This is a genomic window from Pseudomonas sp. KK18 (genome assembly GCF_037094675.1).
Classification (GTDB): domain Bacteria; phylum Pseudomonadota; class Gammaproteobacteria; order Pseudomonadales; family Pseudomonadaceae; genus Aquipseudomonas.
On sequence record NZ_CP146605.1, the window covers coordinates 338,569 to 351,965 of the forward strand.

The 13,397-nt window shown below is 55.4% G+C and carries 14 protein-coding genes; 6 read left to right on the forward strand and 8 right to left on the reverse strand.

All coding sequences use genetic code 11. From position 1 onward, the window contains the following. Window positions 1-116 precede the first annotated feature (116 nt). Window positions 117-1,403, forward strand: a complete 1,287-nt coding sequence (locus V6607_RS01525; protein ID WP_003218115.1) for an OprD family porin — start codon at window positions 117-119, stop codon at window positions 1,401-1,403. A gap of 72 nt (window positions 1,404-1,475) precedes the next feature. On the opposite strand, the gene V6607_RS01530 is transcribed toward V6607_RS01525, so the two are convergent. Then, entirely contained in the window at window positions 1,476-2,249 is a 774-nt protein-coding gene (locus tag V6607_RS01530) for an alpha/beta hydrolase (RefSeq protein WP_177028481.1), read from the reverse strand. A gap of 259 nt (window positions 2,250-2,508) precedes the next feature. Here V6607_RS01530 and V6607_RS01535 point away from each other — a divergent pair, with 259 nt between their 5' ends. The 3 genes from V6607_RS01535 to V6607_RS01545 are packed head-to-tail and all read left to right on the forward strand — an operon-like array spanning window position 2,509 to window position 4,113. Continuing rightward, window positions 2,509-2,724: a 4-oxalocrotonate tautomerase family protein gene (locus V6607_RS01535; RefSeq protein WP_003218111.1), complete on the forward strand. Its 216-nt coding sequence runs from the start codon at window positions 2,509-2,511 to the stop codon at window positions 2,722-2,724. After that, window positions 2,721-3,371, forward strand: coding sequence for a DsbA family oxidoreductase (locus V6607_RS01540; RefSeq protein ID WP_134325560.1), 651 nt, complete (start codon window positions 2,721-2,723; stop codon window positions 3,369-3,371). Before V6607_RS01535 ends, V6607_RS01540 begins: the two co-directional genes overlap by 4 nt. A gap of 31 nt (window positions 3,372-3,402) precedes the next feature. Next, complete coding sequence (locus tag V6607_RS01545; protein ID WP_003218108.1) at window positions 3,403-4,113, forward strand: SDR family oxidoreductase; 711 nt, start codon at window positions 3,403-3,405, stop codon at window positions 4,111-4,113. A gap of 166 nt (window positions 4,114-4,279) precedes the next feature. Here the strand turns inward: V6607_RS01545 and V6607_RS01550 are convergent, their stop codons facing one another. Then, window positions 4,280-4,561, reverse strand: coding sequence for a DUF3077 domain-containing protein (locus tag V6607_RS01550; RefSeq protein WP_134325561.1), 282 nt, complete (start codon window positions 4,559-4,561; stop codon window positions 4,280-4,282). A 550-nt stretch (window positions 4,562-5,111) separates the two neighbouring features. Here V6607_RS01550 and V6607_RS01555 point away from each other — a divergent pair. After that, on the forward strand, window positions 5,112-6,866 hold the full coding sequence (locus V6607_RS01555) for an anti-phage dCTP deaminase (RefSeq protein ID WP_218571481.1): 1,755 nt from the start codon (window positions 5,112-5,114) through the stop codon (window positions 6,864-6,866). Window positions 6,867-7,242: 376 nt separating this feature from the next. Here V6607_RS01555 and V6607_RS01560 read toward each other — a convergent pair whose 3' ends face one another. The 6 genes from V6607_RS01560 to V6607_RS01585 all read right to left on the reverse strand — a co-directional run bounded on the left by V6607_RS01560 (window position 7,243) and on the right by V6607_RS01585 (window position 12,433). Beyond that, a complete protein-coding gene (locus tag V6607_RS01560; RefSeq protein ID WP_134325562.1) occupies window positions 7,243-7,542 on the reverse strand; it encodes a hypothetical protein in 300 nt (99 codons plus the stop codon). A 185-nt stretch (window positions 7,543-7,727) separates the two neighbouring features. Next, complete coding sequence (locus V6607_RS01565) at window positions 7,728-8,495, reverse strand: hypothetical protein (RefSeq protein ID WP_134325563.1); 768 nt, start codon at window positions 8,493-8,495, stop codon at window positions 7,728-7,730. A gap of 16 nt (window positions 8,496-8,511) precedes the next feature. Next, window positions 8,512-9,327: a phosphatase PAP2 family protein gene (locus V6607_RS01570; RefSeq protein ID WP_134325564.1), complete on the reverse strand. Its 816-nt coding sequence runs from the start codon at window positions 9,325-9,327 to the stop codon at window positions 8,512-8,514. A 14-nt stretch (window positions 9,328-9,341) separates the two neighbouring features. Continuing rightward, the gene (locus V6607_RS01575; protein ID WP_134325565.1) at window positions 9,342-10,184 is read right to left on the reverse strand and encodes a MipA/OmpV family protein; all 843 of its coding nucleotides are present in this window, start codon (window positions 10,182-10,184) and stop codon (window positions 9,342-9,344) included. A 73-nt stretch (window positions 10,185-10,257) separates the two neighbouring features. After that, window positions 10,258-11,292: a DUF1254 domain-containing protein gene (locus V6607_RS01580; protein WP_338742988.1), complete on the reverse strand. Its 1,035-nt coding sequence runs from the start codon at window positions 11,290-11,292 to the stop codon at window positions 10,258-10,260. Window positions 11,293-11,449: 157 nt separating this feature from the next. Next, window positions 11,450-12,433, reverse strand: coding sequence for an AraC family transcriptional regulator (locus V6607_RS01585; RefSeq protein WP_134327615.1), 984 nt, complete (start codon window positions 12,431-12,433; stop codon window positions 11,450-11,452). Between the two features lie 664 nt (window positions 12,434-13,097). Between V6607_RS01585 and V6607_RS01590 the strand changes: the two genes are divergently transcribed. Continuing rightward, window positions 13,098-13,373, forward strand: a complete 276-nt coding sequence (locus V6607_RS01590; RefSeq protein ID WP_338742989.1) for a hypothetical protein — start codon at window positions 13,098-13,100, stop codon at window positions 13,371-13,373. Window positions 13,374-13,397 lie beyond the last annotated feature (24 nt).

Sequence of the window (13,397 nt, forward strand, 5' to 3'; positions counted from 1 at the left end):
GCGGCATTTCACGTCGTCCGCGGGCCTTTTTTTATCTGGGAAAGTCGACACCAGAAAAGCAACACGGAGCCTGGTGTCACAGCGCGTACTCAACCAGTAATAAGGAATATAAGAAAATGTTGAAGCAACGGATGGGGCTGATCGCTCTGGGGATTTTGAGCGCTACGCAAGCAATGGCTGACGACCAATCCCAATCGAAGGGTTTTGTTGAAGACAGCCACCTGAACATCGCGGCACGCAACGCTTACATCAGCCGCGACTACAAAAACGGCAAGCAAGACAAAGCCGAATGGGGCCAGGGCTTCATCGGCAAGTTCGAATCCGGTTTCACCCAAGGCACCGTTGGTGTGGGTGTGGACGTGATCGGCCAATACGCCATTCGCCTGGATGGTGGTAAAGGTCGCAGCGGCGCTGGCGGTATCGACTTCTTCAAGCAAGGCGACAGCGGCGAAGCAGCCAACGACCTGGCCAAGGGCGGCGCTGCCGTCAAGGCACGCATCTCCAACACCGTGATCAAGTACGGTGATCAGATGCCAGCCGTGCCGGTCCTGGAATACGACAACTCCCGCCTGTTGTCCGAAACCTATACCGGTACCTCGATCGTCTCCAAGGAAATCGCCGGCCTGCAGCTGGACGCTGGTCACTTCACCAAGGAAGCTCGCAAGAGCGCCGAGGGTTCCGACAGTGGCGCGCTGAAAAGCATCGACTACATCGGCGGTAGCTACAAATTCACCGAAAGCCTGTCGGCAGCGCTCTACGCTTCCAACATGCAGGACGTGCTGAAGAAGCAATACGTCAACGTCAACTACGTGCTGGCCCTGCCAGAGAAGCAATCGTTGACCTTCGACTTCAACGGCTACAAGACCAAGCTCGACCGTAGCTTCGCCCTGGAAAACCAAGGTGACGCCGACGCTCGCGACAACAAAATCTGGAGCCTGGGCGCCACGTGGGCCGTTGGCCCGCACAGCTTCACCGTGGCTCACCAGCGCAGCACCGGTGACACCGGTTACCTGTACGGCGGCTACCGCAACGCAGGCGGCATCGGCGACGGTGGCAACACCATCCTGCTGGCCAACTCCTACTGGTCTGACTTCAACGGCAAGGACGAGCGCTCCTGGCAAGCAGGCTACGGCCTGGACTTCAGCGCCTTCGGCGTGCCTGGCCTGACCTACAACATCGCCTACGTGCGCGGCACCAACATTGACGACGGTTCCAACCGCGGCAGTGGCACCGAGCGTGAAATCTTCAACCAGTTCAAATACGTAGTACAGAGCGGCCCGGCCAAAGACCTGAGCCTGCGTGCCCGTGCGTCGTGGTTGCGCGTTTCCAACAACGCCAGCAACTACAACGTGGGTGGTAACGAGATCCGCCTGTTCGCCGACTACCCAATCAACGTTTTCTAATTGATTCGGTGTCGCGCCTGATTCAAGGCGATAAAAAACCCCGACTGGTTCGGGGTTTTTTTATGCCTGCGATCAGCGCTTGCTGGCGGCTGCGATGATCACATCTGCGACCTTTTGCGGCTGCGACAGCATCGGCACATGGCTGGTTTGCACCACGGTGGTGGTGGCATTGATTTTCTTCGCGTAGGCCTGCTCCAGGCCCGGGTCGATCATGCGGTCCTTGGCGGCGACGATGTAATAGTTGGGTTTGGTTTTCCAGGCGGCGACCGTGATTTTATCGTCGAACGCCTTGCCCAGAATCGGCCCCTGGGTCACGGCAATCAGGTTGGCCTGGTCGGCAGGCAAGTCCTGGGCGAAGTTTTTCGCCACGGACGCGGCGGGCAAATACAAGTAGCCGGAAGCGTCGGCACTGATGGTCTCGATACCCGGCGGGGTTGGGTAGCCTTTCTCGGACTCGGCAGAGCTCTGGCCCTCGGACGGCGCGAACGCGGCCACATAAACCAGTGCCTTGACCTTGTCGCTGGTGCCGCCCTGTGTGATCACACTGCCGGCCCACGAATGGCCCACCAGAACCACTCGCCCACTCTGGGCATCAATCACCCGCTGGGCGGCGGCCACATCATCGGCCAGGGACGTCAGCGGGTTTTGCACCGCCACCACCTTCAAGCCTTTGGCCTGCAACAACGGAATCACCTTGTTCCAGCTGGAGCCATCGGCAAAGGCGCCGTGCACCAGCACCACGGTGGTGTCCGACAGCGCCGGGGTGGCGGCATAGGCCTGGCCGGTGAGCATCGCGGCGGCCATCAGTGTAGGCAGCAACAGGGTTTTGAATGTGGATTTAAGCATGTGGGGCACGTCCGTAAGTGAGGGGTTATCGGCCAGCACTCAAGGCGTTTGCAGCCTGCCTTAAGCATGTAGGCAAGACGCGCGGGGAGGGCGGTTATTCCAGGGAGCAGTAAAAAAAACGCAGCGCCGGACGTCTCGATTGATTACATGGCATCACTAATGAAGTACTCCGCCCCACCTTTATCCACCTCAGGCAACCTCTTAAATTGGCCTCACTGCCTGCCCACCATGTCGATGGGCAAGTCACTGGAGCCTTGTCATGCCATTTGTCAGCGTACGTATCACGCGCGACGGCGTTACCTCGGAGCAGAAAGCCCAGGTCATTGCCGAAATCACCGAAACCCTCGAACGCGTCCTCAACAAACGCCCCGACCTGACCCACATCGTCATCGAAGAAGTCGACACCGATAACTGGGGCTACGCCGGCATCACCACCACCCAGTACCGCAAACAGCTCGCGGAAAACCCTTCATGAGCACGTCCGTCACCATCGACTTCATCTCCGACGTGGTGTGCCCATGGTGCGCCCTCGGCGCCACCGCCCTTGAGCAAGCCATCGACAACCTGGCGGGCGAAGTGAAGGTTGAACTGACCTACAAACCCTTCGAACTCAACCCCGACATGCCGGCCGAAGGCGAAAACGCCGTCGCCCACATGATGCGCAAATACGGGCGCAGCGCTGAAGAAGTTGCCAGCGGCAAAAGGATGTTGATGGAGCGCGGCGCGGCCATCGGCTTCACCTTCGACCTGGAAAAACGCAGCCACTTTTACAACACCTTCGACGCCCATCGGTTGCTGTTTTGGGCGTTGCAGCAAGGGCGCCAGCTCGAGCTGAAAAAGGCGCTGTTGCGCGGGTATTTCAGCGATGGCCAGAACGTCAGCGACCACGAAACCCTGGCGCGTCTGGCCGCCGAGGCTGGGCTGGAAATTGAAGGCGCACGACGGGTGCTGGGCTCTACCGCCTACGCCAATGAAGTGCGCGAGCTGGAAGCGTTCTACCGCGAGCACGGAATCAACTCCGTACCGGCCATGGTCCTCAATGGCCGCCAGCTGGTCTCCGGGTCGCAATCCGTCAGTTACTACGAACAGATGCTGCGGGAAATGTCCGCCGCGGCTGCTTGAACCATCCCATTTTCCATATAGAGGTTTCATCATGAGCAATTCGAAAAAAGTCGTTGTGATCACCGGCGCATCCCAAGGCCTGGGCGCTGCTGCGGTGAAGGCTTACCGCGAGCTGGATTACCGCGTGGTTGCCACCTCCCGGTCGATCAAACCGTCGACGGATCCGGACATCCTCACCGTGGCCGGCGACATCGCCGACCCGGCCACCGCCGAGCGCGTCATCCGCGAAGGCGTAGCGCGTTTTGGCCGCATCGACAGCCTGATCAACAACGCCGGGATCTTCGTTGCCAAACCGTTCACCAGCTACACCCACGAAGACTACGTAAACGTGTTGGCGGTGAACCTGAACGGGTTCTTCTACATCACCCAACTGGCGATTACCGAGATGCTGAAACAGGGCGCCGGGCACATCGTCAACATCACCACCAGTCTGGTGGACCACGCGATTGATGGCGTGCCGTCGGTGTTGGCATCGCTGACCAAAGGCGGGCTGAACTCGGCGACCAAATCGCTGGCGATTGAATACGCCAAGCGCGGGATTCGCGTGAACGCGGTGAGCCCAGGGATTATCAAGACGCCGATGCATGGGGAAGAGACGCATGCGGCGTTGGGCAGCCTGCATCCGGTGGGGCATATGGGTGAAGCGCGGGATATTGCGCAGGCGATTGTGTACCTGGAATCGGCTGGGTTTGTGACCGGGGAAATTCTGCATGTGGACGGTGGGCAGAGTGCTGGGCACTAAGCGATACGGCTGAATAAAAAACGCCCCGGACCGTGATGGCTCGGGGCGTTTTTTGTGTGGCGGCTTCTAGCCAGACACTCTAAAACAAACAACAAAGAACAAATGTGGGAGCCGGGCTTGCCCGCGATGGCAATGGCCCAGCCAACACACTCACAACCTGACACACCTACAGATTATTGCCCGGCGACTCCAACACCTTCACCACATCATCAATCACTGCCTTGCTCATTTCCTGCAGATAGTGCGAAGCCCAGGCGTATCGGTCCGTATCCCGAATCATCGCCGCATCCTCCGCCAACAGCTTGGCCACATGCAGCAAATCGGAAACGTGAGACAGCGCTTCGCTCAGGGAAACCCCGCTATTAACGCGGAACAGAGGCTGGTCGGAATGAAATGAAAAAGGGGTAACGCCGAGGGTAGTGAGGCCAGACGGATTTGGAGCGCTCATCGGTAAAACTCCCATATCAAGTGAGAGCTACCACGTTCGTTCTCAGGCGAATGGGTGGCAGCTGTGCGCAGGCTGAGAACCGGAGATACAGGAACCCGGCAGACCCGAAGGTCTCCCACGCACAGCCGCCATTGCACGAAACTACGGGCATAAAAAAACGCCTGCAAATCGTGATTGGTGGCGCTGTTGCGCCTGCATCATGTCGGGTTCTCAGGCCCGGTCGCTGAATTGGCAGCGACGGGGGGAGGGTAGCGTGGTAGTGGGAGTGATGCAATTGAGAAGACACGTTTGGTTATAAAAAATTATTCCTGAACATAAAATATGGAATCCCCAAAAAATAATATAAGAGCAGCGAGGGCACGCGTTTGCAGCGTGATGGTGAAGTTGCATTTAACTGATGAAAGACAGCTTATTACCGCGCTGAAGAGGCGGGTGATTAAATTGTTTCAACAGCTTGGCAAGCTGACGCATTAGAGACTAGTCTCTATCGTCATGACGTGGGGTGATAGATTTTATTATTTAATAAGAATTTAATGTGTGGGGCGTGGCTATGCGGTTCGATGGGAGCTTTGAGGAACTTAAGAAAAAATTGGCACCGATATCCTCAGCAGGAGAATGGGTGGAAATAAATAAAAATCAGTATCAGTTCAAGACTAGAAGTAAGGGGATATTAAACTGGTATCCCTCTACTGGAGGTATTTTATTTCAGGGGAAACCTCATTCAGCAGAAAAACTCAGACTTTCGGTTGAGCCGCTACTAAATACAGAGCTTCAAGGTACAGAGTACTCTCGAAATGTAATTGATAGTGCTGAGCATATAGTTGCACAACTTTCTATAGAGGATACTTCGGAAAGTACCTACTTTATAGACGATACATATGCTGATTCTGAATTAATTATTGGCTTGGTTGGCACTATCGGTACGGATTTGCCAGAAGTATCGAAGCTGATATCCGATCGCTTAAAGGTTTTCAAGTATGATGCGCGGAACATTAAGATTTCCACTGACATAATTGCAAATATAGGTAACCCATCAGGCACAATACATGAGTTTGATAGGATTAGTTCTTATATGGAGGAGGGGAATAGGCTGCGTAAGGAGAGTCAAGATAATTCTATATTGGCATTAGGTGCGGCAGCTCAAATAAATAAAATAAGAAAAACTCAAGAGCCTCTTAGGCGAAGTGCCTTTATAGTGAATTCATTAAAAAGTCCTGCCGAGGTTCAAAAATTAAGAAAGATATATTCTGATGGGTTTTTTCTAATTGGTGTGCATGCCGATCATACAAGGCGGCACGAGTTTTTGACAAAAGATAAGTCAATGTCGGAGGAACAAGCTTCTAGGCTAATCGAGCGTGATGCGGATGAAAGAGAAGAGTATGGTCAACATACAAGAGATACATATCACCTTTCTGACTTTTTCATAGATTATAATGGGAACTCGGATTCGTTAAAAAAGCAAATATGGAGAATATTAGATTTGCTTTTTGGTAAGCCTTATATAACTCCAACATTTGATGAGTACGCGATGTTTATGGCGTTCTCAGCTTCATTACGGTCCGCAGATCTCTCCCGGCAGGTTGGGGCGGTTCTCACGAAGAATCGGTGCATTATTTCCACTGGTGCGAATGATGTACCTAGGGCTCACGGCGGACTCTATTGGCCAGATAAGGATGATAAAACGCAGGAAATAACTGATATTGCCGACGGTCGGGACTATATGAAGGGAGAAGACTCAAATGCAATTCAGAAAAAACTGATTATAGAAGGGATTATAGAGTCCGTACCTGAGGAATATAGGGAGAAGTTGGCGCCGTTTATCAGAAGTAGCAAGATTAAAGATATCACTGAATACGGTAGGGTGGTCCATGCGGAAATGGAGGCTTTACTCTCTAGTGCTAGATCTGGTGTTAGTACAGCAGGAAGCGATCTATATTGTACAACCTTTCCGTGCCATAATTGTGCTAAGCACATAGTTGCTGCTGGTATTAAAAGAGTTGTATATGTCGAGCCGTACCCCAAGAGTAAGGCGTTGGAGTTTCATTCGGATTCGATATCCTTGGATAAAAATAGCTGTAACGTAGTATTTGAACCATTTATTGGTGTTGGACCTAGGAGCTTTTTTAACCTATTCTCCACCAATCTCGGTAGCGGGTACCCAGTCGCTCGCAAAACCGATCACGGCGAAACCATTGATTGGAAAGAAAATGATGCCAAATTGCGTACCCAGATGTTGCCTTGTTCGTACATGGAACGCGAGACCATAGCCGCCGCTTTGCTATCAAGGTACATAGAGGAAAACTAATATGAACAGCAATAAGCAAGAATTTCTCAATCACCTTAGCGAGTCTCGTAGGGTTGTCGAGCAATGGCCTGATTGGAAGCAAGAGTCCTTGAAGGCGTCTCACGGTAGCTCTCGCGCATCGCCACCACCTCGAGAACGTGAAAAAAGCTGAACTCCGATCTATACTATTTTTTATCCTTGGGTGTGCTCAAAAATAAGGGCGCGCTCAAGGGTTAGATGATTTTTAAAGTCAGTGCTTGTCATTAATTAAGTTTGAGCAGTTAAATAATTAATCTAGTTGCTCTAATTCGCGTTTTCTTTTTTGAGTGTGCTAGAAGAAGTATGCCGATTGACTCTTTGGGTTGCAGTTCACAGTCCCTGCTCCCTGCTACTCCCTCTATGAAGCAAAATCCCTGTAGTGCTGCTGGTACTCACCCCTTGACCCAAGATGATCCGTCCACTGCCGGACAGGTCCAGCCTCTTGCTCGGTCAGCTTCATCCGTTGCAACTCATCATGAAGAAGGAACACAAAGTCCTCTTCGTCCTGTATCTGCCGCACATTCTGCAGGGTCCAGTGGTGCTCGCTGATCAGATGTAGCCGAAGTTCGTCCATGGCGTCCAGTCTGGTCCAGATTGCCGTGCTGCCTTCGAGCATCCGTTCGGCGAAACACTTGAGCTTGTATAACCCAAGTGCCATGCGGGTGTGCTGATCGGCCAGTAGCCCTTCCCAGCGGAGGTCGGGGTTTTCAGTCAGAAGTTTCTCCTACTTATCAAGCGCTGCTATCCATTCACGGTGGTGATTGAATTCTTGAACCATGTTCCGGCTCTCCGCGACATCCTTTCGGGTGAAATCAAAACAATATTGCGACGTAGCCCAACACCTCAGAATCGCCCACTGATACCCAGCAGTGGCCCCTTCTGGACAATGTCATACACAAACCCGTCATGACGATAATTCACCCCCATGGCCCGGTACCCAGCCACTGCTGAAAATCCCGGCCAGAACTCCCAACCTGCCAGCGCGGCCAGGTCCCAATCCTCCCGAGACTGCCCGGCGCCCGCCATTCCCCAGGATGACAACCAGAACCGGTCGTTCACGGCATAGTGCCCACGCAGTCCCGCCATGGCGTCTGCCCAGGTCGCATTGTCTGAGCCCGATGAGCCCCCAAGAGGTCCACCATGGAAGGTGAGGGTGGTGCCGCTGTACCAGACGCGCACGCCACCGGCGACATCCAGCCGACGTTTTTCATCACCCAGTACGGTGTAGCCGCCACCCAGGAACCCGGAGGCGGTCTTGCTTTCTACCTCAAGTTTGGCGCCCCCAGGCAGGCGGTTGCGGGTGTCGGTGTCGATGTACATCAGGTCGGCGAGTACGCTGTAGGGGCCGCGACGCGCTTCCCCCATCAGCATCACCGACATGTCGACCGTCTTGGCGATGTCGGAGAAGTCGGATTTTATAAACTGTGTTCCGGTGCTGCTGTGACCCACGTGCCCGCGAATGCCGGCGCCCCATACGTAAGGTCCGCCGTTGAACGTCCAGCTATCGTTGTCTGCCGCCATGGCGGGCCCGGCGGTGACAAAGGCGCCAGCCAGTAGCGCCAGGTGTGCGTGCTTGCGCCGCAAAGCCGAGCGGGGTTTCTCACTGTGCATGATGGTGTTTCCCCGATCAGTGCTGGGTCAGCGAGAGCGCCACGCTCTCGGCTGCGCAGTCTTCCGTAGGTTTCAGGCCGGCTTTTTGCGCGGCCTTGACCTCTTCCTTCGCCGCCGCGAGATCCGTCAGGAATGCCGGGTTGCCATGCAGGCTCGCCACCGTGGCGGCCCCCATGATGCGGCCTGCATCCACGTCGCTCTGCCAGTGCGCATCGCAGATGACCCGGCTTTGGCCGAAGGACAACCCGCGGGTCATCAGTTCGGTAGCCCGTGCGGGGTTGATTTCCGCCAGTACCAGGCCCCAGGCCCAGCCCGCCGCCGAGTGGCCGGATGGCCAGGAACCATCGGTACGCAGCAACGGTTCCATGTCTTTGCGACAGGTCCCTTCGTTATGGGCCACGAAGGGGCGGGTGCGGTTGTAGGCATTTTTCCCGGCATAGGTGGAACCGCCGGCATCGGTCAGGGTGCGTTGCATCAAGGTGTAGAGATGCGGTGTATTTTTCTCGCTGATCGGCGTTCCCATCGCACAGGCGAATGCGTTGGCCGGGCCCGGGAATGACAGCTCCGCATCCGCTGCGGCGAGTTTCTCCCGAGCTGTACCGCGTAGCGACAGCGCTGCTCGCCGTGCTTCTTCATCCCGTGCAAGTGCCGCAGAGTCGGGCTTTGGCGGAGCGCCCAGCAACGCCAGGCGCAGTGGCAAGTCTGCCGAGTTCAGATAGCCCGGGGCCAACTTGAAGTGAGGGTCGGTGACCTTGGTGGCGGCATCTTCGGCAAGTACCAGTCCCGACCAGAGCAGGCCGGCCAATCCCAGCTGCTTATGTAGTGTTTTCATCGAGTGTTCCCTGATCAAAACCGGTAAAGGGCATTCAGATAGGCGCCTGCGCCCACGTTTTCACCCGTCAGCGGGCTGTTGCGGGCGTCGGAGACCAGGGCGTAGGTCTTGATGCCGCCTTCCAGCGCCAACTGTGGTTGCCATTGCCAGGTAAGGCCCAGCTTCAAGGTCACGTCGCGCATGCCGCCGCCGGGGTGGTATTCGTCGAAGCCGGTGCGCGCCGCTTGTTGGGCGGTGACGCCGAAGCGCGCCATCATGTCTTTCTCATTGCTCCAGGTGCCGTATAGGGTCGAGTCGAGGGTCAATGTTGAAGACAGTGCGTAGGCGGTGGCGAAACCGGCTTCCAGGAACGCGGTACGCCCCAGGCTCTCGCCGCCGTAATCGCGGCTCTGGCTGGCTTGCAGGCCACGCACGAACAGGCGACCGGCCGGCAGTATCCAATACGCTTCCGCCCCGACAAGCGCAGTGCTGTCCAGGTTACCCATCCCCTTGAGGTAGTCATCACGCCCGCCCAGGGTGTGGATTCTTTCCTTGCGCCCCTGGTCATAACCCAGCAACAGGGCGATCCCGAAAGGCGACAAACCCGGTAGGTCCCAGCGCAGCCCGTCCGGGAAGGATGCGGTAAATTTGCCCCAGTTTTCGGTAGGCAAAACCGCTTTGAGTTTCAGTGACGGGAAGGCGGCGTAGTGAGAAGAGCCTTCGTACAGCGGGCCCACGGCGAGGCCGCCACCGACGGTCACGGAGGGCTCACTTGTATCGTTGGCTTGTACAGGTAGCACCATCGCAAAGGCGAGCGTTGCACCTGTCATCAGCGTCACCGGGTACTTGAGAAAAGTCGAACCATAGAGGGTTGTCATCGCTTGTTTCCTTTGGCGTAAACCAAACGCATTGGCAAGTTTTGCGAAGTTATAAAAGTCGGGAGTCAGCAAATCAGAGTGCGACGGGCTGTGGCTTTGGAAAGCTCCAGTTGCCATTCAGTATTTGTTCGCTGGGCTGATAAAGCCTGATGGTGTAGTTCCAGCCGGTTGGAGTGGGCAGGCAATTAATGATCTTTGCGTCGCAACCGCCGAACTGGATCACGATTGAACCGTCCTCACTCTTCTTGGCGGTGAGGTTGTTCAACGAATAGGCGTCATAGGGATTCTTCTGGAAGTAACCGTCGGCGTTATAAACACTGACAGACCAGAAACCATTGACAGGGACATCCCCCACTTTCAGTCGGTAAATAGTTTTCCCATCGTTATGCGACACCACGCCGCCGAGGTAAATAGCATCCTTGGCCGGGTTCCCGCCCCAGCCTGTTGCAGTGCCGATCAAGTGATGGATTGGGTTGACCGTGCCCTTGGGACCAAAGGACTGGTTGTAGTCAGGAATCGTCGAACCCAGCACCTCCAGCGCCTCGCGCACCTTTGCCTGGGCGGTCGGGTCCCACTTGGGCACTACGAACTCCCCGACCCTGGCCTGGCTGACGGTGATTGCATCCTGCAGTGCATGGACCTTTTCGAGGTCTTCGCCATCTGCGGGATTGAAGAACGTGCGCACAGCCACAAATACATAGCGTGTGCCGACGGCCTCTTTGGTCAGCGTCCGGCGGCCGGCGCCGTACGTGACCATGGGGACGTAGTGATCCTCATTGATCACCGCCATCGACATGAACCGGCCATCGGCCTCAGGCAAGGTAATCGTGACGGGGCCGGCATCCAGGTCGAACACCGCTGACGAATAGAGCGTGTCCCGATTCATCCGCACCACACTTTGGGCGTCGATGGGCACCGCTTCGCGGGTATGGACAAACCGGCCCAAACTGCCACTGGCTACCATTTTCCCCAAGTAGAGGTCGGACTCGGCACGGGTAAAGTTATCCACACCCACCGGTATTGCCGCCTCCGGGGATGACTGGGCGTACGCACTTCCAAACGTTGCCAGTGCGACGGCCAAGGCGCACGCGGTGGATGAGTGAGACATTTAAACCTCATGGACTTATAAGTTGGCGTTATTTTTTTGACTGTATAAGAACGCCTCGACGCAAACTTGCCATTTGGTGCCAAAAGCAAAGTGAGCGCGCACGCGAAGATGGCCGCTGAAATGGGCCGAATAGTTGTACGGGAAGGAAGGGAGGAGGTTAGCGACCCTGTTTCAAGAGGGAGCGATAGTGCGACGGGGGGCTTCCGGTCCAACGCTTGAAGGCACGGGTAAAGTGCGCGGGATCGCTGTAGCCGACCATATACGCAATCTCGGTCGCGCTGTATTTACCGCTGGCCAGTAATTGAAAGGATTCACTGCGACGTGTTTCGTCCCGCAGCGCATCGAAGTCGATGCCGCAATGTTCAAGGCGCCGCTGCAACGTGCGGGGAGACAGCCCAATCTTTTTTGAAATAGTGGCAAGTTTGGACAGTTCCTGGTCCGCTATCTGTTTGGCGAGCACATCAGCGGTTTCAACGGTCGACTTCAAGGCTTGGGTGACTTTCCAGGCGTCATCACGAACCGCCAGCAAGGGCGTGTCGAGCAACTCACGGTCGAACTCGATCATGTTGTAAGTCGCGTTCATTTCGAGATTCGGCCCCAGGTATTCTTCAAGCGCCTCGTCTCCTCTTTCCCTGGGGTTTTTCAGATGCACGCGAATGCCGCCAGGCTCACCGGACATGAGCGGTACTTTTCTAAGCAGCGCCAGGGTGCCGAAAATCACTTGCTTCGGGTCAGCCCCGTGCTGTCCGGTGAATTGGTGGATGAGTTTCGTTGTACGGCCGTCGGTGACGATTTTGACTTCGCTTGCTTGATGCAGTAACTCCGTATGAATCGACGCCACGGCACACGCCTGGGCGAGGTTGGTAGAGCCCAATATCAAGTCGCCCCAGGCGCCAAGTGAGCGTACTTCGATCAAGTGTCCCACCGACGCACCGGCGAAAGGGTCCTGTGCGATAGCTGCCATTTCATTGGCGATATGAAAGCAGGTTGCGCGCGGCACCCACCCATCAGCCTGATGAAAAACATGAGGGGAAATACCAAAACGTCGAAAGAACTCCAGCGGCGACACCCCTCGCATGCCCAGATAGGGTGCTATTTGCCGAAGCGTGCTGAGTTTGATGGAGGGCGTGGCATTCGTCATAAGCGTTTGAACCTGTTTGAAGGCAATACACTTGAAACCCGTTTTGGCGCGCAGGCAGGCACTTGTCGCGCAATTGACAGTAAACATGATGGGCGTGTCAGCGACAAGAAAGGCGAGGAGATAGGCAGGAAGGTAGCGAGGGCCGGGGTGGGACACCCCAGAAACAACAAAGCCCCCGCATTTCTGCGAGGGCTTCGTTTTGTATGGTGCCGGCACCAGGAGTCGAAGAAGTTTTTAACTATCTGATCTATCTATCTTTTATGTATATGTGATGATCCGTCTATCTCTAAAACTATCCCGGCACTCGGGCTCGCTGAGCATTGATCGAGAGGGGAAAGTCAGAGTGGGACCGATTGCCCTTAGTGCGTGGCTGCCTCTTATGCCTTCCTGAATCTGGGGGCGCGTTCTCCAACTACGATAAGCGACAGCTAACGATGAAAGGCTACCGTTGTTAGACGGCCGCTATCAACCCAAAGCCGTCATTCGAGATCCTACGGGGCCCTCTTGTTTCACGGACGTTGCTTAGCAGCGGGAGAGGAAGAACCAGGCATCACTAGGAACCGCATCTGCTTCCCCAACCATCAACCGTATTTTTTCGGGTAGGCGGGATCAAGAGCCGCCAAGGATTCAAGCGTGAGATGACAGGTATGTAGGGTGGCAACCTTTGATCGAAGCGCTGTGCCAGGCCTGCGAGCCCTTTGTTATCGTTCCCCATGCCAAACCTAGAAACGGGCAGCTGGCAATTGAGCTGCCCCCGCATGCGCCCGTCGAGCTTTATCAAATTGCGGAGGAGATTGAGCAGCTTTCTGACTGCATGTGCAAGCGGTGCGGTGACGGAGGAGCGATAGAGATCATGGTGTGGCAGCATGAGTGGATACTGATAGCCTGTCCGGCTTGCCAAGGCATCCTATTGAAAGCGATGAACAACAAGCGGATCTGATTGGCATCAATGAGCGATGTCTTC

Coding starts and splice junctions, on each gene's coding strand:
- V6607_RS01525 (WP_003218115.1), top strand. CDS start 117: ATGTTGAAGCAACGGATGGGGCTGATCGCTCTGGGGATTTTGAGCGCT.
- V6607_RS01530 (WP_177028481.1), bottom strand. CDS start 2,249: ATGCTTAAATCCACATTCAAAACCCTGTTGCTGCCTACACTGATGGCC.
- V6607_RS01535 (WP_003218111.1), top strand. CDS start 2,509: ATGCCATTTGTCAGCGTACGTATCACGCGCGACGGCGTTACCTCGGAG.
- V6607_RS01540 (WP_134325560.1), top strand. CDS start 2,721: ATGAGCACGTCCGTCACCATCGACTTCATCTCCGACGTGGTGTGCCCA.
- V6607_RS01545 (WP_003218108.1), top strand. CDS start 3,403: ATGAGCAATTCGAAAAAAGTCGTTGTGATCACCGGCGCATCCCAAGGC.
- V6607_RS01550 (WP_134325561.1), bottom strand. CDS start 4,561: ATGAGCGCTCCAAATCCGTCTGGCCTCACTACCCTCGGCGTTACCCCT.
- V6607_RS01555 (WP_218571481.1), top strand. CDS start 5,112: ATGCGGTTCGATGGGAGCTTTGAGGAACTTAAGAAAAAATTGGCACCG.
- V6607_RS01560 (WP_134325562.1), bottom strand. CDS start 7,542: ATGGCACTTGGGTTATACAAGCTCAAGTGTTTCGCCGAACGGATGCTC.
- V6607_RS01565 (WP_134325563.1), bottom strand. CDS start 8,495: ATGCACAGTGAGAAACCCCGCTCGGCTTTGCGGCGCAAGCACGCACAC.
- V6607_RS01570 (WP_134325564.1), bottom strand. CDS start 9,327: ATGAAAACACTACATAAGCAGCTGGGATTGGCCGGCCTGCTCTGGTCG.
- V6607_RS01575 (WP_134325565.1), bottom strand. CDS start 10,184: ATGACAACCCTCTATGGTTCGACTTTTCTCAAGTACCCGGTGACGCTG.
- V6607_RS01580 (WP_338742988.1), bottom strand. CDS start 11,292: ATGTCTCACTCATCCACCGCGTGCGCCTTGGCCGTCGCACTGGCAACG.
- V6607_RS01585 (WP_134327615.1), bottom strand. CDS start 12,433: ATGACGAATGCCACGCCCTCCATCAAACTCAGCACGCTTCGGCAAATA.